Annotated in this window: 19 protein-coding genes and 2 tRNA genes; 8 read left to right on the forward strand and 13 right to left on the reverse strand. The window is 46.1% G+C overall.

What is annotated here, in order from left to right:
* Positions 1 to 10: 10 nt before the first annotated feature.
* The 4 genes from gpsA to ACTD55_RS09185 form a co-directional block, all read right to left on the reverse strand.
* Positions 11 to 1,018, reverse strand: coding sequence for an NAD(P)H-dependent glycerol-3-phosphate dehydrogenase (gene gpsA, locus ACTD55_RS09170; RefSeq protein ID WP_438864027.1), 1,008 nt, complete (start codon positions 1,016 to 1,018; stop codon positions 11 to 13).
* Positions 1,015 to 1,539, reverse strand: a complete 525-nt coding sequence (gene secB, locus ACTD55_RS09175) for a protein-export chaperone SecB (protein WP_438864028.1) — start codon at positions 1,537 to 1,539, stop codon at positions 1,015 to 1,017. The genes gpsA and secB overlap by 4 nt, the downstream gene beginning before the upstream one ends.
* A 69-nt stretch (positions 1,540 to 1,608) precedes the next feature.
* Entirely contained in the window at positions 1,609 to 1,866 is a 258-nt protein-coding gene (gene grxC, locus ACTD55_RS09180) for a glutaredoxin 3 (protein WP_438864029.1), read from the reverse strand.
* 7 nt (positions 1,867 to 1,873) lie between these two features.
* Positions 1,874 to 2,299, reverse strand: coding sequence for a rhodanese-like domain-containing protein (locus tag ACTD55_RS09185; RefSeq protein ID WP_438864030.1), 426 nt, complete (start codon positions 2,297 to 2,299; stop codon positions 1,874 to 1,876).
* Positions 2,300 to 2,524: 225 nt separating this feature from the next.
* Between ACTD55_RS09185 and gpmM the strand changes: the two genes are divergently transcribed.
* The 5 genes from gpmM (at position 2,525) to ACTD55_RS09210 (ending at position 7,326) form a co-directional block, all read left to right on the forward strand.
* A complete protein-coding gene (gene gpmM / locus ACTD55_RS09190; protein WP_438864031.1) occupies positions 2,525 to 4,054 on the forward strand; it encodes a 2,3-bisphosphoglycerate-independent phosphoglycerate mutase in 1,530 nt (509 codons plus the stop codon).
* 86 nt (positions 4,055 to 4,140) lie between these two features.
* Positions 4,141 to 5,226 (forward strand): murein hydrolase activator EnvC family protein, encoded by a 1,086-nt coding sequence (locus ACTD55_RS09195; protein ID WP_438864032.1) that lies wholly within the window; start codon positions 4,141 to 4,143, stop codon positions 5,224 to 5,226.
* Positions 5,227 to 5,240: 14 nt separating this feature from the next.
* The gene (locus tag ACTD55_RS09200; RefSeq protein WP_438864033.1) at positions 5,241 to 6,035 is read left to right on the forward strand and encodes a divergent polysaccharide deacetylase family protein; all 795 of its coding nucleotides are present in this window, start codon (positions 5,241 to 5,243) and stop codon (positions 6,033 to 6,035) included.
* Complete coding sequence (locus ACTD55_RS09205) at positions 6,032 to 6,823, forward strand: SDR family oxidoreductase (protein ID WP_438864034.1); 792 nt, start codon at positions 6,032 to 6,034, stop codon at positions 6,821 to 6,823. The genes ACTD55_RS09200 and ACTD55_RS09205 overlap by 4 nt, the downstream gene beginning before the upstream one ends.
* A 113-nt stretch (positions 6,824 to 6,936) precedes the next feature.
* Complete coding sequence (locus tag ACTD55_RS09210; protein WP_438864035.1) at positions 6,937 to 7,326, forward strand: MerC domain-containing protein; 390 nt, start codon at positions 6,937 to 6,939, stop codon at positions 7,324 to 7,326.
* A gap of 1 nt (position 7,327) precedes the next feature.
* Here ACTD55_RS09210 and ACTD55_RS09215 read toward each other — a convergent pair whose 3' ends face one another.
* From ACTD55_RS09215 to rsgA, 4 genes are all read right to left on the reverse strand, one after another.
* Entirely contained in the window at positions 7,328 to 8,044 is a 717-nt protein-coding gene (locus tag ACTD55_RS09215; RefSeq protein WP_438864036.1) for a glycerophosphodiester phosphodiesterase, read from the reverse strand.
* Between the two features lie 12 nt (positions 8,045 to 8,056).
* Entirely contained in the window at positions 8,057 to 8,932 is an 876-nt protein-coding gene (locus ACTD55_RS09220) for a DMT family transporter (protein WP_438864037.1), read from the reverse strand.
* Positions 8,929 to 9,789 carry an archaetidylserine decarboxylase gene (asd, locus tag ACTD55_RS09225; protein WP_438864038.1) on the reverse strand — a complete coding sequence of 287 codons (861 nt, stop codon included), beginning with the start codon at positions 9,787 to 9,789 and terminating at the stop codon, positions 8,929 to 8,931. Before asd ends, ACTD55_RS09220 begins: the two co-directional genes overlap by 4 nt.
* A 63-nt stretch (positions 9,790 to 9,852) precedes the next feature.
* The gene (gene rsgA, locus ACTD55_RS09230; RefSeq protein WP_438864039.1) at positions 9,853 to 10,884 is read right to left on the reverse strand and encodes a small ribosomal subunit biogenesis GTPase RsgA; all 1,032 of its coding nucleotides are present in this window, start codon (positions 10,882 to 10,884) and stop codon (positions 9,853 to 9,855) included.
* 80 nt (positions 10,885 to 10,964) lie between these two features.
* Here rsgA and orn point away from each other — a divergent pair, with 80 nt between their 5' ends.
* From orn to ACTD55_RS09245, 3 genes are all read left to right on the forward strand, one after another.
* A complete protein-coding gene (orn, locus tag ACTD55_RS09235) occupies positions 10,965 to 11,510 on the forward strand; it encodes an oligoribonuclease (protein WP_438864040.1) in 546 nt (181 codons plus the stop codon).
* Positions 11,511 to 11,652: 142 nt separating this feature from the next.
* A tRNA-Gly gene (locus ACTD55_RS09240) sits at positions 11,653 to 11,727 on the forward strand.
* Between the two features lie 107 nt (positions 11,728 to 11,834).
* Positions 11,835 to 11,909 (forward strand) — tRNA-Gly (locus ACTD55_RS09245).
* A 19-nt stretch (positions 11,910 to 11,928) separates the two neighbouring features.
* Here ACTD55_RS09245 and ACTD55_RS09250 read toward each other — a convergent pair.
* From ACTD55_RS09250 to ACTD55_RS09270, 5 genes are all read right to left on the reverse strand, one after another.
* Positions 11,929 to 12,690 (reverse strand): helix-turn-helix domain-containing protein, encoded by a 762-nt coding sequence (locus ACTD55_RS09250; protein WP_438864041.1) that lies wholly within the window; start codon positions 12,688 to 12,690, stop codon positions 11,929 to 11,931.
* Positions 12,691 to 12,795: 105 nt separating this feature from the next.
* Entirely contained in the window at positions 12,796 to 14,040 is a 1,245-nt protein-coding gene (locus ACTD55_RS09255) for a glycoside hydrolase family 27 protein (RefSeq protein WP_438864042.1), read from the reverse strand.
* Between the two features lie 18 nt (positions 14,041 to 14,058).
* Positions 14,059 to 15,918, reverse strand: coding sequence for a glycoside hydrolase family 97 catalytic domain-containing protein (locus tag ACTD55_RS09260; RefSeq protein WP_438864043.1), 1,860 nt, complete (start codon positions 15,916 to 15,918; stop codon positions 14,059 to 14,061).
* A complete protein-coding gene (locus ACTD55_RS09265; RefSeq protein WP_438864044.1) occupies positions 15,905 to 18,133 on the reverse strand; it encodes a TIM-barrel domain-containing protein in 2,229 nt (742 codons plus the stop codon). Before ACTD55_RS09265 ends, ACTD55_RS09260 begins: the two co-directional genes overlap by 14 nt.
* A 27-nt stretch (positions 18,134 to 18,160) precedes the next feature.
* The gene (locus ACTD55_RS09270) at positions 18,161 to 18,697 is read right to left on the reverse strand and encodes a hypothetical protein (protein ID WP_438864045.1); all 537 of its coding nucleotides are present in this window, start codon (positions 18,695 to 18,697) and stop codon (positions 18,161 to 18,163) included.
* Positions 18,698 to 18,726 lie beyond the last annotated feature (29 nt).

The following is an 18,726-nucleotide window of genomic DNA, read 5'->3' on the forward strand; positions in this document are numbered from 1 at the left end:
AAAAAGGGGATTATTCGGTTTTTTGTGAACGTCCCAACAAAGCTAACGCGGCCTCTTTGGGTGCCTTGCCTTGGTATAATACTTGGTAGATTTGTTCGGTAATTGGCATTTCTACCTTTTCCCGTTGTGACAACAAATGTACCTCTTTAGTATTTCGATAACCTTCTACCACTTGACCAATTTCTTTCATGGCTTGTTCAATCGACTTACCTTGACCCAATGCCAAACCAAAACGACGATTACGTGATTGATTATCGGTGCAAGTGAGCACTAAGTCGCCTAAGCCGGCCATTCCCATAAAGGTTTCGGGTTTAGCCCCCAGCGCGGCACCTAAGCGAGTCAGCTCGGCTAATCCGCGGGTGATTAATGCGGTACGGGCATTGGCACCAAAACCAATACCGTCGGCTAACCCGGCCCCAATGGCAATCACGTTTTTAACCGCGCCACCTAGCTGAATACCAATAAAGTCATTGTTACGATAAACCCGGAAGGTTTTGCCGCAATGCAGCATTCTGGCAATATCATCACCAAACATTTCATCAGTGGAGGCAACAGAAATAGCCGTCGGCAATCCCGCCGCCATTTCTTTGGCAAATGTTGGGCCTGACAATACCGCCAACGCGCGTTGTTGGCCTAAAATGCCGCGGGCAACATCTTGCAATAAACCGCCTGTTTCTGGCTCCAACCCTTTGGTAGCCCAGGCGACACGATGTTGCGGGGTTAAAAATGGTTCTATTTGACGCAACATATCGCTAAACGCGTGGCTTGGCACCACCACTAATATATCTTGGCTATGTGCAAGTGCAGTGGCTAGATCCAGTTCGACATGTAACGCTTCAGGAAAAGGAGCATCCGGTAAATATTGCTGATTAATCCCGTCGCTGGCAAGCAACTCCATTTGGGCAGTATTTCTACCCCACAAACAGGTATCGATGCCATTGCGAGCAAAGCAAATAGCCAGAGCGGTGCCATAAGAGCCCGCTCCTAAAACCGTTAATTTACCGGTACATTGCTTCATGCGTCAGCAGCAGATGCATCCGCTTGCTGCTTGGCAGCTTGAGCTTCCTGAGCTCGTTTTTGCATGTAAGCGGCAAATACGGCATCAAAGTTAACCGGATTCAAATTCAGCGGTGGGAAAGTGCCACGGTTAACCATATTGGAAATGGCTTCACGGGCATAAGGGAACAAGACATTAGGGCAATATGCACCCAACATTTGTGCGCCTTGCAATTCGGGCATGTCACCGATAGCAAATAAACCGGCTTGCTGTACTTCGATTAAAAAGGCGGTTTCTTCACCTAATGATGCTGTTGCAGTAATCGACAACACGACTTCATACAAATTTTCTTCAATTTTATTGCTGCGCGTATCTACATCCAGTTTGATTTCCGGTTTCCATTCTTTTTTGAAAACCGTTGGCGCATGTGGAGCTTCGTAAGAAAGATCTTTTAAATAAATACGTTGAATGGCGAACTGTGGTGCTTGAGCCTCTGGTGCTGCTGCGGCATCAACGCCGTTGTTATTAACTTCATCAGTCATGATTATTCCTAAATTTTTTGATTTCGCCAAATGGCTAAAATAGTGGATGGTTATATATTAATATTTACCTTAGAGCGATAACAGGGGATCGAGTCCACCTCGAGCTTCTAGCATCATCATCTCATCACAACCACCGATATGCTGATCATCAATAAAGATCTGCGGTACGGTTGAACCTCCGCTCGCCCGCTCTATCATTAGCGGCCGAAGTTCTGGTTGTTGATCAATTTTATATTCTTGATAGGTAATGTTTTTTTGCGCTAATAGCGCTTTAGCCCGCATGCAATAGGGACAATATGCCTTAGTGTAAATTTCTACCTTTGCCATTTTACGCCTATTTACTTACTGGAAGATTTGCACCTAACCAAGTGTTCATACCGCCTTTGAGTACTTTCACTTGAGAAAAACCAGCTTTGAGCATTTGACCGGCAGTGCGTTTTGCCGTCATACCCATGGCACAAACTACAATAATGGGTTTGTCGCGATATTTTTCAAGTGTTCCAAAGTCAGCATTTTTAACTTGTTCGGCTTTAAGCTGCTTGGCATCCAGTATATGACCTTTTTTAAATTCCGCTGCAGGACGAATATCGACCACAACTGCGTCATTTTTATTGATCAGTAATGTTGCATCATGAGTACCAATTTCTTTGATTGGCGACATATTCGCCGAAATAAAACCAAACAGAATGGCAAAAAATAATACAACCCAAGCACCGGCTAACCAATAATGGTTACCCACAAATTCTATTAATTGCTGCATGTTGATCTTTTCCCCTTAAAAATGAATGACGGGATGGTGAAAAAATGACTGCAAAGTATATAGAAAAACCATCTTTAAACCAGCCTAAAGCTGATTCACATCGATAACTTATTGGCAGAGCTGTAAATATTTTGGCCGATAAGCACAATAACTGCGGGATCCCCTGTTGTTTATCACCCCAGTCAGGCTAAAATGGGCTGTCATCAATCACTATGGAGCTATTAAATGTCAAATCGCAAACCTTTGGTACTGATCATTATGGATGGCTGGGGCTATCGCGAAGATACCACCAACAATGCTGTTGCTCAGGCCAATACTCCGGTTCTGGACAAATTAGTTGAGCAATATCCTAATACACTAATTTCAGGTTCAGGATTAGACGTAGGTTTGCCAGACGGGCAAATGGGTAACTCCGAAGTCGGCCATGTTAACTTGGGCGCCGGTCGTATTGTTTATCAAGACTTCACCCGTATTACCAAATCTATTCAGGATGGTGACTTTTTCAGCAATCCGGTTTTGGTCGACAGTATCGATAAAGCGGTAAAGGCCGACAAGGCCGTGCATTTAATGGGGTTACTTTCTGATGGAGGCGTACATAGCCATCAGGATCACATTTTTGCCGCCATTAAACTGGCCGCTCAACGAGGTGCGAAGAAAATTTATTTGCATGCCTTTATGGATGGCCGTGACACGCCACCCAGAAGCGCTGAAGGGGCATTAAAACAAGCGGATGCTTTATTTGCAGAACTGGGTGTAGGCAAAACCGCAACTATTGTAGGTCGTTACTATGCAATGGATCGGGATAACCGCTGGGATCGGGTACAAGCCGCTTATGATCTGATGACACAAGGCAAAGGCAGCCAAGCGAACAGTGCGGTAGAAGGTTTACAAGCCGCTTATGCTAACGACAAAAATGACGAATTCGTTCCCGCCACCGTGATTGGTGACGCCGTACCAATGGAAGACGGTGATACATTATTATTTTTAAACTTCCGGGCTGACCGCGCGCGCGAAATTACTCACGCGTTTGTGGATAAAGACTTTGACGGTTTTGAACGTCAAAGCACGCCGCAACTTGCCGCCTTTGTCATGCTTACCCAATACGCTGCGAGTATTGATGCCCCTATCGCCTTTGCACCAGAAGAATTAAAAAATGTAATGGGTGACTGGTTGGCCCAGCATCACAAAACCCAATTGCGTATTTCTGAAACCGAAAAATATGCCCATGTTACCTTTTTCTATAGTGGTGGCCGGGAAGAACTCTATGACGGTGAAGAACGCATTTTGGTGCCTTCTCCCGATGTAGCAACCTATGATTTGCAACCAGAAATGAACTCAACCGAACTGACCGACAAGCTGGTAGGGGCGATCGAATCAGGCAAATTTGATGTGATTATTTGCAACTATCCAAACGGTGATATGGTTGGTCATACTGGCGTGTTATCAGCGGCGATAAAAGCGTGCGAAGCAGTAGACCATTGTATTGGACGGGTTACCGAAGCCTTACAAAAGGTCGGTGGCGAATGTCTGATTACAGCCGACCATGGGAATGCCGAAAAAATGGTTGATGCAGACAGTGGTCAGGCACATACCGCCCACACCAGTGGACCGGTACCCTTTATTTATTTTGGTCGTGATGCCAATGTACGTAGCGGAGGCACCTTAAGTGACGTGGCTCCTACTATGTTACATCTGATGGGTATGCCTCAACCGGCTGAAATGACAGGCACCCCGATCATGACACTAAAAGACTAGGTAAGCGGCTGTTGCCCTATTTATCTTGCGTTAAGTTGAACACATGGCGACACTGCCTTTTCGCGGGCGCCATGCTGTTTTGTTGTGTGGCTCATAGCCAAGAAGAAGACAAGCAACAGCTGCAAGATTTACAACAGCAAATCAAACAAAAGCAAAAACTGATTGAATCAAATCTAGCCACCGCCAAAGAACTCCAGGCTCAACTACAAAAACAAGAATTAGCTATCGCCAGCAGTGCCAAAAAGTTAGATGAAACAGGCAAACAACTGGCCGATAACCAGCAGCAACAAAACGCGTTAACAGAACGACAAAAAAAACTACAAAAAAAACAGGCTCAACAAGAAGCAGTGTTAGCCAAACAACTGCGTTCTGCTTATATGGCCGGTAATCATGACTACGCAAAAATGATATTTAATTTGCAAAGTGCCAGTAAATTTGAACGCATGCTGACCTATTACCAGTATCTCAACGCTGAACGTCAGCAACAAATAGATGAGTTCAAGCAACTGGGCATTGAACTCGATGATATTGCCAAGCAACTGATTAGCAAACAGCAACAACTAGAATCATTGCAAGCAGAACAAAAACAGCAACAGAAACAACTCGCAGCCCAGCAAAAATCACGACAGGTCACCTTGGCATCGCTGAATAAAAAGATTGACTCGGAAGCGGCCAAAGTCGAGCAATTACAAATCAATGAGCAAACCTTGTTACAAGCTTTGCAGGCTGCTCAAGAGCGCGCTGAACGACAAAGTTCCACAGGGGCGGTGTCGCTAGTCGGATTAGGCAAATTAAAAGGCCACTTGCTACATCCGGTAAAAGGTCAGATGCGCAGACTGTTTGGCGATAGGCGACAAGGGCAAGTACGCTGGAAAGGCATATTGATTTACAGCAATGAAGGCGCACCGGTACAGGCCGTTCAGGATGCCCAGGTGTTATATGCCGACTGGTTAAAAGGCTTTGGATTGGTGATTGCGCTGGATCACGGTGAAGGGTATATGAGTTTATACGGACATAATCAAGCACTACTAAAAGAAGTGGGCGAAACCGTGCGAAAAGGCGATACCATAGCATTGGTGGGACAAAGCGGAGGACAGTCTCGTCCCGGACTATATTTTGAGATTAGGCATAAAGGTTCACCGGTGAACCCCAGTCAATGGCTTAGCCGTTAACAGCAGACGGATTGATGAAACGAACGATACTATTTTTAATGAGCTACAGTTGTGCATTTTTGTTGCACGCTGGCAGTATTGCCTTAATTATCGATGATATGGGTAATAGCCGAATCGATGAAAGTGCCTTCGATTTACCTGCTGCAGTAACGTTTGCAATTTTGCCACACACGCCTTTTTCGGCCGAATTTTCCCATCGTTCAGCACAGCAAAACCGTGAAGTGATGTTACACATGCCAATGGAATCATTGGCTGGCAACAATCCCGGTCCCGGAACAATTACCTCAGCCATGCAACCGGAATTAATCACGCGAAAGTTACAAAGTGCCTTAGACGATATTCCCAATGCAGTGGGGATCAATAATCACATGGGCAGCAAACTTACCCAACTGACTTTGCCAATGTCCACCACTATGGACTTTTTGCGCAAACGAGGACTATTTTTTGTGGATAGCCGCACCACCCGATATAGCAAAGCTGAAAAAATTGCCCATAAAACCGGAGTATTAGCCTGGCACCGTAATGTATTTATTGATCACACTTTAGATCCGGTACAAATGAATATTCAGTTTCAGCGCCTGGTCAAGATCGCCAAAAAATATCGGCAGGCGGTTGGCATTGCTCACCCACACCCGATGACTATCCAATTTTTACAACAGCATTTGCCCGAGCTTCACGCGGCCGGAATTGAGTTAATTCCCGCCAGTCAGATCTTTGATTTTCGCGCTGAACATCTGTTGCTGGCCAACAAACACGAAAAGCAGCCCGCTACGCCTAAAGCAGTTCAACTGGCACCGGATAGTCAATGAAGATAGACAACAAAACCATCTGGCTCACAGGAGCATCCTCTGGAATTGGCGAAGAGCTGGCTCGGCAACTGGCCGATCAAGGAGCACTGTTAATCCTGTCGGCACGTAATGCTGAAAAACTCCAGCAGCTTAAAAATGAGCTCACCAATAGCCAACAGCATAGTATTGTGCCACTGGATTTATCCCGACCTGAAACCGTAGCCGCTTTGGTTGACCAGCAGCTAGCAGCAGGGTTACAGGTTGATATGCTAATTAACAATGCGGGTTTATCCCAACGGGGCAGCGCACGCGATACATTACTGCACGTACAGCGCAATGTAATGGAAGTGAATTATTTTGGCACGATTGCCCTCACCCAAGCATTGTTACCGACGCTGCTCAACCAACAGGGCATGATAGTGACCATTGCCAGTGTGGCAGGTAAGGTTGGCGGTAAAGGTATGTCCGGTTATTCTGCTTCTAAGCATGCCATTATCGGCTATATGGATTGCCTTAGAGCAGAAGAATCCCCTAACGGCTTAAAGGTCTTAACGGTTTGCCCTGGTTTTGTGCAAACCAATATCTCGGTGAATGCGTTAGCGGAAAATGGGCAAGCGGTTGGACAAATGGTCGATTCGATTAAAAATGGCATCCCTGTTCAGCGCTGTGCTGAAAAAATAATTCACGCCATTGTGGCCGATAAAAATGAAATTGTTATTGGCACTGGAATTAGTCGATTAGCCCCTGTGATTAAACGTTTTTCCCCTAATTTATTGTTCAAATTAGCCGCCGCTAAAAACGTTCGCTAGGACATATTTACAGTACTCGCCTCGGTAGGTTATTAAAATAGCCGTTTGCATGACTGACGAAATGTTATATTATAACGTTAATTAATCATTCAGGCAGATAAGTACATTTCATTATGACCATCACTAAAAATGGGATCCTTGATAAAGTAGGCATTTGGATCAGCAGCTTATGTGCTGTTCATTGTCTTGCCTTGCCCATTTTATTGCCTATTGCTCCTTTAATCGGAGCCAGCTTTTTTGCTGATGCCTGGTTTGAACGTACAATACTGTCTCTTTCATTACTGGTAGGATTTTGGGCATTATTTTCCGGTTTTTATCGCTACCATCGACAGTTATATCCACTATATAGCTTGAGTGTTGGTGGTTTGATTTACTGGAATAAAGGCATGTTTGGTGACGCCTACGAACCTCTCACTATTGCGGTAGGCGCCTTCCTGTTAATCAGTGCGCATATTGTTAATCTTAAGTTATGCAGTGATTGCAAAGCCTGTGAGGATCATTAGGTTAGCCTAAAAACTCTCCCGTATATTGATGCGCCCTGCGTATTAGCGCTTTATCCGGCGTGTTAGTAAAAAAACCATCGACTCCCATTAATGCTAACTGATCCAAATCGGCAATTTCATCCACGGTAAACACATATACCTGCAGTCCCCGTTGTTTTGCATCCTGAATAAATTTAGGTTGGACACAATTAATATCTATATGTATCGAAAGTGCATTCAATTGCTGGGCAAACAAGGCATAGTCGAGCGGACAAGATGAGGTTAATGCACCAATCTGAATATCAGGACGTAATTGTTTTATTTCAAATAATAAATGATGATTAAATGAAGAAAGCAAAAATTGATGCAATTGAAAATTAAGCTGTTCTACCGCATCGTCTATATGTTTAAGCACCGGCAGCACATCGTTGATACCTTTAAGCTCAATATTTAACGAACACTGGCCATTCAGGCATTGCATCGTTTCCCATAACGTGGGAATTTGTTGCCCCATTCCCGCATCCAGTTTACGTAATTGCTCAAAACTATAATCGCTAAGCTGCCCCTGGGTTTTGGTGGTACGCTGTAGCCAGCGATCATGGATCACCAACAATTGATCACCGACAGAATGAATATCAATCTCAATCCCATCCACCCCCAAAGCAATGGCTTTTTCAAATGCAAGCAGGGTATTTTCCGGAGCGGCGGCACTCGCTCCACGATGAGCAATAATCAGCATAAAAACCCTCTCTTAATCTGAGTTGAGGTTATGTAACTTATGAGCGTTGATAGTTTCGTAGATAGCGGCTGAGATTACCAGTAAGCCACCCACAATAGTTTGCCAGTCCGGTTTTTCATCAATCACAATCATTGCCATCGTGACACCATAAAAAGGCTGCATACAGGCAACTAATGAAAAGGTTTTGGCGCGCAAATGTTGCAGGGAGGCGGCAATAAGCGCATGAGGAGCAGCCGTACAAACGGTGCCTAATAAGACAAGTAATCCCAAAGTGGATGTCGATGCATTAGCAATATCCGGGGAGATAAAAAAGACTAAACAGGCAGCAATGACCAACGTTTGATAAGCCATCGCATGGGCACCGGAATAGTGATTAAAATATTTTCGATGGATTAAATTACGCAAGGAATACAAGCAAGCGGATAAAATTCCAATACAGATACCCAGCGTAATATCATTGTCCAGTGACACATCCGGTACAATCAAAAAGATGCCAAAAAATACCACCATAGCACTGAAAATATCCTGCCAAACCAGCTTTATACCTTCAAAGAACGGTTCTAAAAACACCGTTATAACCGGAAAGGTAAACAGGGCAATCATGCCCACAGAGACTGACGAATATTGCATCGCGGCAAAATAGGTAACCCAATGCACGGCCATCAATAGCCCAAGTAAAATGGCGATACCGTAGTCTTTGAGACTGTACAATTTTAGCGACCCTTTGGTTAGCTTCACCAATATAATCAGGGTAATAGTTGCCACAATTGAACGGCCAAACGTAATATCCGTCGCCGATAGCGGGATAACTTTCGAAAATAACGCGGTAAAACCTAGCAGCATTACTGCCAGGTGAAGCGAATAGAGACTGCGACTAACCGGATTCACGGGATCAAGGTGGCCAGGGTTTGTCCTAGTCGAGTTTGATCACCCGCCTGTAAAGATTCAAAATCCAGCATATCTGGCGAGAATACCGCCACCACTGTAGAGCCTAATTTGAATCGGCCCATTTCCTCTCCTTTTTTCAAGGTAATGGCATGTTTACCACGAGCAGGGTAGGTCCAGTGATTGACTTTACTACCGGTGGGTGGCGTGACCGTTCCGGCCCACACGGTTTCAATGCTAGCGACAATGGTAGCGCCAACTAATACCAAGCCCATTTTGCCAAATTTGGTATCAAACAACGCCACTACTCGCTCGTTGCGAGCAAACAAGCCAGGAACATTAGCCGCCGTTAACGGATTTACCGAAAACAGCTCGCCCGGCACATAAATCATATCGGTTAAGGTGCCTGTTACCGGCATATGAATACGATGATAATCGGTAGGAGCCAAATAAATAGTGGCAAATTTACCGTCAACAAAGGGTTCAGCAAGCAATTTATCGCCACCCAATAAAGCCGTTAAGCTGTAATGATGGCCTTTAGCCTGAAAAATCTGCTCCTGTTCAATATCCCCCATCTGACTGATGGCACCATCCACAGGCTGAACCATTGCCAAGGGATCCTGATTGATCTCCCGTACACCGGGCTTCAATTCCCGGGTAAAAAATTCATTAAAAGTAGGGTAATAGCTGGGATCAGAATGTAATGCTTCGTCCATATCGACTTTATACTGCTTGATAAACAGCTTAATTAGCCAAGTAGTTAATATTCCCGCACGCGCAGCGGCGAGCTTACCCACCAAGCGAGAAAGCGCATGTTTAGGCATAATATACTGAAGTTTTACTTTTAGATTATCAGACAAAACGGTACTTCCTGTGATTTGAATCGATATTTTAACCTATTCTAACTTAGATCAGATTAACTATTATTTTTTATCCGTCGAATATGCTGGACGATGCTCATTCAACCCGCCCAGTATTTTATGATAACTATCAAAACGCTGTTGACTTATTTTACCCTGATCCACTGCTTCACGTAGCAAGCAACCCGGATCATCCTTGTGTTTGCAATCCCGGAATTTACAGCCGCCAAGATAATCACGAAACTCAATAAACCCGGATGTTAAACGTTCAATGGGCAAGTGCCATAATGAAAATTCACGCACGCCCGGCGAATCAATTAAATCGCCACCGGCTGGGATATGTAATAATTTTGCAGCGGTAGTGGTGTGCTGGCCTAAACCGGAATTATCCGAAACATCACCGATGATTTCCTCGGCATCAGGCAATAGCTGATTAATCAAACTGGATTTACCCACCCCCGACTGACCAACAAAAATACTGGTTCGATCTTTTAATAATGCGGCTAGTTCCGGCATACCTTCACCGGTCTTGCAGCTTAAATAAAGCAGTGGATAACCAATATCCTCATATAATGCCAATTGCGCCTCGACGTCTTCACGCTGTTCGGCTGACAATAAATCCACTTTATTCAGCAGAATTACCGGTGGAATTTCCACATCTTCCGAGGCAACCACATAGCGATCAATAATATTCAGTGACAATGCAGGTAACACTGAACTGACAATAATGATTTGATCGATATTCGACGCAATCGGTTTCACTCCGTCGTAATAGTCCGGGCGGGTCAATACCGATGAACGAGGTTCAACCGCTTCAAGTACACCACTGACATTGGCGTTGGAATCATTACCGGGCCGAAACAAAACCCGATCACCGCACACCACATCTTGAATATTACGTCGAATATGACAACGATAGATCTGCTGATCAGCTTCAATATCGGCATGCTGACCAAAACGGCCAATCACAATACCGGCTTGCTGTTCGCCTAATTGCTCGTCAGCCAGTAAATCTGCCGGTTGTGCCAATCGCTTTTGCAAATTGGATGACACACGGCGTTTTTGTCGTTGAGTGAGTTTGTTTCTTTTTGCCACAATATCTACGGTTGGATTATAGTAAGCCGCTATAATACCCTGCCCATCTGCGGATTGACACTGACTAAGGATTTTTACCCATGACTCTGAGCAAAACCAATTTGGTTTGGATCGATTTAGAAATGACCGGACTGGATCCCGATAGCGATAAAATACTGGAAATCGCCACCATTGTGACCGATTCTGAGCTAAATGTATTGGCTGAAGGTCCGGTACTGGCAATCCACCAACCAGACAACGTCTTAGACGGCATGGATGAGTGGTGCACGACTACCCACGGTAATTCAGGCCTTACTCAACGTTGTAAAGACAGTCAGGTTGATGAAGACCAAGCCGTGCGCCAAACCATTCAGTTTCTTGAAAAATACGTAGGCAAAGGCGATTCACCTTTGTGTGGTAATAGCATTGGCCAGGATCGCCGTTTTATGTTCCGTCATATGCCTACACTGGAAGCGTATTTTCATTATCGTAGTATTGACGTTAGTACCATTAAGGAACTGGTTCGACGCTGGCAACCGGAGTTACTCGACGGTTTTAGCAAAAAAGGCGTACATCTGGCGTTAGATGATATTCGCGAGTCTATTGCCGAATTGGCGTATTACCGCCAACACGTTTTTAAAATATGATAAACGGGATCGTCGTATCCCTATTTTCAGCACATTTACTGCGCATTTAGACAGGTTTAACTCAATTAAGGCTTGCGTCTGGCGATTATTTTTGTAAAATGCGCGTCCGCTTATTGTTGTAGGCGCTAGAAAATTTAATCATGCGGGAATAGCTCAGTGGTAGAGCACAACCTTGCCAAGGTTGGGGTCGCGAGTTCAAGTCTCGTTTCCCGCTCCAAATTTTCTAAACTCAATCAAGACAGGATGTTTTGATAGCAGATATTCAGGCAACAAGTTAACCCTGAATGATCTAAACAGGGATTTAGTTTTCAATGACTTCTATATGCGGGAATAGCTCAGTGGTAGAGCACAACCTTGCCAAGGTTGGGGTCGCGAGTTCAAGTCTCGTTTCCCGCTCCAATTTTTTATCTGTCAAAACCTAATCCGATAGCTCTTCAATATCTTTGGCGATGCGATTCAGTGTATCTACCAGTTCATCGGTGGCGGCATCCGGGATCCAGCCTGACAGCGCAATGGCGCTGTGCATTGAACCTTTAACATTAACCGCGATCGTGACCGAATGGTGAGGTAAATGGGTTTTATAATGCGTTTCCATACGTACAAACTGCTGTGCGCGGATTTGCTGAATATTCTGCAACAGGCTGTCAATTCCGTCAGGATAACCAGGAATTTCCTTGTCCGCGTACAGATGAATAATTTCTTCATCTTCCAATTCGGACAGTAGCGACATGCCCACCCCGCATTCTGTAGCCGGAAAGTAGCCCAAGCGACCTAACGGACTTTCAGACCCCATATCCGGCAAGGAGTGATACAAATAAGTCACTTTGTCGTGCCACAGCACGCCCATCGCCACCACCAGCCCGTAAACACGCAGCTCTTCCAACGGTTTAATTGCTTTTGAGGTGGCTCCTGAGGCAAACAACCCTTGTGCAGCCAGCACCAGCATCGCCGGTCCGGTAGTATATTTACGGTCGTCCGTCTGACGAGCAAAACCGACAAACGCCAAGGTACGCAACAACCGGTTAACCCGGGTAATATCCAGCTCAAGATAACGTGCCAGCTCACGACAGCCAACCGGGCGTTCAAACGACGCTAGTCCCTGTAGTACTTCGATACCGTCGATCAGACTGCGATTTAGCTGACTTCCGTGTTTTTTTAATTTCGCTTCGTAAAACTGCATATTCTTTTAACTAATGACCAACAAGGATAAATAATCCAACAAGCTTACCCTAAATTGATAGCAATCCGTAAAAACTATTCATCACCGTTAGTCCATTCAGTCCGGTCAGATTTTTGTTAGCCTGACAATAAAGGTATCGTGCGACTTTATTTGTACTTCGGTGGTTTGCTGAAGTGTCTGCCCCAGTTCTTTGTTAGTCCACAGATCGGTAATACGGTAGTTGGCTTTATCGAACGCCGCATCATACTGAAAAAGATCATCTTTTACCTGTTGCTGACGCCAGTCAAAACGGAAGCTCTCGGTATCTTCACCACGATTTAATACTGCCATCGCCCAGTCACCGTTTTCCAACGGCTTGAACCAGATCTGCAGATTATCGTTATCACTATAGGACTTTAACCTGAATGCCTGAATACCCAGAACATCCTGATTGACCGCGATAATACCTTTGTTGGTCAAAATCGCTTTGGTTTGCTCACTCATATGACGAATATCATTGCCAGCAATCAAAGGCGCCGCCAGCATCGCCCACAAGGCAAAATGGGACCGATCTTGTTCGTAGGTCAGTCCATTGCCCACTTCCAGCATATCCGGATCATTCCAGTGTCCCGGGCCAGCATATTTGCGCAGGCCTTCCTGCATATCCAGAATTTTCAATACGCCCCAGGTCGACCAGGTGGGGAATTTATTTTCGCAGTCCCAGCAGGCGTAAATATCACCGGTGGTACGCCACAGATGGCCCACATTTTTAGCCCATTCCCAGGGTTTGCTTTCACCCCATTCACAGATACTGAACAAGATTGGCCGCCCAGCCTTATGCAAGGCTTCACGCATAGTCTGATAGGCCCCTTCGGCGTTTAAACCTTCTGAATAGCACCAGTCATATTTCAAATAATCAATTCCCCAACTGGCATAAACCTGGGCGTCCTGAAATTCATGTCCACGACTGCCCGGAAAACGTGCACAGGTCTGCCAGCCTGCATCCGAATAGATGCCTAACTTGAGTCCTTTACTGTGTGCATAATCAGACAATGCTTTCATTCCGGAGGGGAAGCGCTGCTTGTTCTCCTGAATAAACCCTTGCGCATCACGCTCACCATGCCAGCAATCATCAATATTCACATACTGATAGCCAACATCACGCATACCTGAACTGACCATCGCATCGATGGTTTCGCGCAGCATTTTCTCATCCACTTCACAACGGAAATCATTCCAGCTATTCCAGCCCATCGGTGGCGTCATCGCCAGATTGTCGAATTTTTCTGCCTGTAATGGTCCACCAAACAGCAGCAGTCCGCTGCAAAGTAACAACGATAATTGTTTGATAGCTTGTTTATAACTAAACATAGTCTTGTTCCTGATTATTTACTGCGACAATTTGAATACTGCACCGCCATTAGCCAGCAAATTGATTGAAAGGTTTTTACTCTGGTCGATGGAAGTGGTTTGATGACGAATAAATCGTTGTCCTTGATCCTGCCAGCTATCTATCTGACTAAACTGGCCATCAAGCTGTTGCCAGTTAATATCAAGCTGTTTGCTTTGCGCCTCACCATTAAGCGCCATCAAATACCACACATCGCCCTTACGCCGCATCATCACCACCAGCTTGCCAATCTCACTCTGTGGCAAGATCCGAGTTTCATCCCAGACCACTGGCAGTTCTTGCAATAACGGAACAATCGAATGCAAACCCGGCTGCTCAAGAATAAAGCCCGGATCTTCAGCCATGGATAACAGGTAAGAATCAAAAATAAATGCCGTCGCCAGTTGATGTCCCCAACTGGTATCACCCGGTTTGCTAAAAGCGAGCGGCGTATAATCTGCCGGTCCGGTGAGCATGCGGGTAAAAGGCAGCGCCGCATTATGCGATGCCGGAATCGGTTGACCCATAATGTTCAGTTCGATACCGCGAATACCTTCCCGGGTGAGTTCATTGGGGTAAGAAACATATTCACCACTTGAGGTCTGGCAGCCATGAAAATTGACCATCAGCTCACGCCGGGCAGCCTGTTGCAATAATTCGATATCAAAGTCGATGAGCTGTTTGGCCTCACTGTTCATAAAGTCGACTTTAATCCCCACCGCACCGGCCTGTTTAACCCGATCCAGAAAGCGGGTCATCTGGGCTGGATGGAGCAGATATTTGGAATCTTTCCAGACCCATAACTTGATCCCCTTGCTAGCGGCATAATTGACCAGTTCGGTTAATTGTCGCCAGGGGTTGTGCCACTTTTCCCAGCCATCATCAATCAAGGCATACTCAAACTTCAATTCTGCGGCCTGATCAATAAAGCGTTTTTCATTGGCCAGTGACATATAACTGTCATCACGGGACCACCAGCTCCAGACCGCCCGTCCCGGTTTAATCCAGTCGGTGGTGGGGAACAGGTCATGAACAGGGAGTGGATTGAGGTTCTGGATAATGTGAGTATTAACTAACTGGTCAAGATCATCAGCAAACTGGACAAGCCGCCAGGGTGAGCGGAACTGTTTGTTCAGGATAAATCCCTGCTCTCCCTCGGTAAAATCAACGCTTAACTGACGGTTTTTATCTGCCCTAAAACGCATACCGCTATAATCAGCCAGTGCGGCTTCGGTTAGCAGCATATAACCGCCTTGCGGTAATGCCATCACCAGCGGCTTGCCCTGGATAGGCCCCTGAGACGAAACACTATGCAGCGAATCAATCGCGGTTTTAGTCCAGATACCGGCGTAGGATTTCAGTTTCCAGTCACTGTCACGTTCAAAAAACCATACATCTACATCTCGCGGGATCTGCCACGACGTCAACTCACTGGTTAAATGCTCTGGACTGCTGTTGTGGCCAAGATATCGAAAGGCAAAGCCGCGGTTATATAAGCGCGCCTCCAGAATAAAGTCACCCGCGTCCTGGCTAATTTCAAACCGGTAATACTGATAGACGTCCTTTACCGACTTGGGATTAAAGCTGTTTTGCCGGACATCATTGACCTTGTTACTATCCAGCAACTTAATCGATCTGACCTGACGACCATAATTTCCTTCAGCAGTGACAAATCCCATCGATGACTCCAGTACCGTCGGCTTTTGGTGATAACTCAAGCGGTATTTGAGACTATTGTCCTGATCCAGATAAATTTCGGCCTGGACTTCGCCATCCGGACTGTCCAGTCGCTGTGGAGTGGCGCAACCGGCCAGTGTCAGTAAAACCAGTCCAGCCATTAACCATTTATTCAACCACATAGTTATGTCCTGCAATAAACCGGAATTGATAGGCATGTCGCACTCGCGTCACTTCCACCTGTTGTTGGGTATGAGTATCTGTGACAGTGACCGATTTACCCACCGGATGCTTAATCTCGATAATGGATTGAGTCACGCCATCTTTGCCAAAAAATGGCACGTTACCGGTAAAACCAGTAGCATATAAACGCCCCACCAACGCGCTATCCTGCTGCTCAACCACCAGACCCGAGCCACCAACAAATAACGGCGTTTTTTCCAGTGGAATGGCAAAGTTCTTCAACAGCCTTGGCCCCTGATAAAGGGTTCCGTCATCATAATCAATCCATTTGCCAGCCGGTAAGTAGACATCACGACTGTTACTTGAGGCATAGTCATCACCATAAAGCGGATAGGCCAGCAAGGTATCGTTAATTAACCATTGATAACCACGAACCCGATTATTCTCACGGCCATGTACTTTGGCGTCATCCGGAAACGCCAGCGGTAGCGGCGTCATAGTATAGGGAAAGCCGGTTTGATAAGTCCGAATCGCGGCACTGTAGATAAAAGGTTGCAGGCGATGATGATCGAGTGCCGCATCACGCACCATATCCGTAGTGTGCTGATCATCGAGGTTCCAGACGCCGTAGCCAAAGGACATCGACGGATTCATCGAAGCATAGCGGGCGTTGCGGATAAAGTAGGTTCTGAGCTGTTGACCGGAAAAATCACCAAATTCCATATTGTGCAGCCCTTTGCCAGCAACAATATCCGGATACACGTAGGGAAAGCCGCTATACGCAAACGCCAGGCCGTTTATCGGGCCACGATCCTGATTCTGGTCGTAGTTAAAATCCTCAAAACGATGCAAATCCATTGGCGAACCTAAATAGCCGTTACGCCCCATGACATAGGCGCCCATGTCCATTAATCTGGCATTGACCGGGTCCAGTTTATCGTCGGGCAAATCTTCAATTTCATAGCCAAACAGATCTTCTTTAAAGCCGTCGACCCCAAAGGACAACCACTTTTTGCACAGTTCGATATACCAGTCCACCGCAGCGGGATTATTGGCATCCAGAAAATAACTTTCCGGTTTGGGGAATGACACCCGGAACAGGCGCGCTTTTCCATCTTTTTTGATGAAATAACCTTTGTCCAGTCCTTCCTGAGTAAATGGCCCGTTGGGAATAAAGGCGATCCTCAAGCCCAAAATCAGTTTCAGTCCCTTGTTATGGAAATACTCAATCATCTGTTCAGGATTGGGGTAGAGTGTCTTGTCCCACAAGCCGAAGCTGGTGGTACTTAGAAAGGTGGGATCTTTTTTCGGCCAGAATCCCGAGCCTACCACCATCCAGTCAAGCGGAAAGCCCAATTGCAAATACTGGTCAACATTGTGTCTGATGGTCTGTTCATTGGTGTCCCATGCCAGCGCTCCCCAGGCTTCCCAACCCACGCCAAACCATTCATATTTAGGGGCATAGACCTTATACCCCTCCTGATCGCGAACAGTCTTAAAGTCAGCATAAATTTGTTCAGGCTCACCAAAAAAGTAATACAGCGCAGGGATACTGGCACCGTATTCAACCCCCTGCGCCAGTTCATCGCGGGTCACTTTAACGATTTTCTTGTCAGGTTCGACACTCACCAGTGCCAGTTTTTGGCTGGGGAAAATCACAAAATTTGAGGTTAAACGTGACGGTTTGCCATCCGTTAGCGCGCCAAAGTGGCGACTGGAGTAACCACTTACTTCTGTGCTCTGATTTTTGCGACGTGCAGCATGATCACCCAAACCATAAGCCGGCGACAATCCGGCGGTGCGCGCCAGTATAGAGCCTTGCAATTCGCCTTCATCTTGCAACGCAATGGCCATTTTAAGATAGTGTGACGACGGGGTAACAGTCACCCGAGCCTCAATCCCCAGCTCATTGGTCACCTTGAACACCACCTGCTGCTTATCCTGCTCAAGCAGTTCCGTTGTGACCACATTGGAATTCAGAAAAGTCAGGCCGGAATCAGCATGTTTATCCAGCCATACTGAGCCATCGGGTTTGGCAAAGGCGTAGCGAAAACCTGCCTTGTCTATTGTCATCAAATAGTTGTCGGTATGGATTTCAACGCTATCCTGCTGCTCGACAAGATTAAAGCTGCTCGCCTGAGCAACCTGACTCAGCGTTGCCAGCAACCAGACGCATAAACAGAGGATTTTACTCAATATTTTACTGCTCAACATTTTTCTGTTTTCCATTCAATTATTGGGTCAAGGGTAATGTCTGCTGTTACGCGGGACGAACAGGGCAATCAGACCTAACAGATACAGCAGCATCATTGCCGGTTCGGCCACGCTAACCTGCAAAGTGGTGCCACTGTCGATAATCGAAAAAGTGGCCGGATCGAGTATCTCGAACGCCTGATCAGCAACTTCGCCCTGCCCCAGCCAGTCAAAACTGACCATAAAGCCACCCAACGTTTCGCCGCTGGCAATCCCGGCGGCACCAACATCCACCAGAAAATCGACAATACCGTCAAACTCGAAACCGCTATTCTGAAAGGGATTATCGATAAAAGGATTGTCATCCCAGCCATCCGGTGCGGCGACCAGCTGCAAATTATCAAACAGGCCAAAATCGTAATAGAGACTGAACTCTTCAATATCCGCTGACAGGCTGTTGTTGGTTAGACGATATTCCGCTACCCAGCGATTGTTTGATTGGTGACTAAGCTGTCGCTCGATCAGACTGGCCTTGGCGAGAGCACTCACCATCAGCAGGATTATTCCCAGTGCTATGTTTTTCATCTGTAATTCTCCATCCTCCGGCGCCGAAC

It is taken from the genome of Neptunicella sp. (genome assembly GCF_048268085.1).
Taxonomy (GTDB): domain Bacteria; phylum Pseudomonadota; class Gammaproteobacteria; order Enterobacterales; family Alteromonadaceae; genus Neptunicella.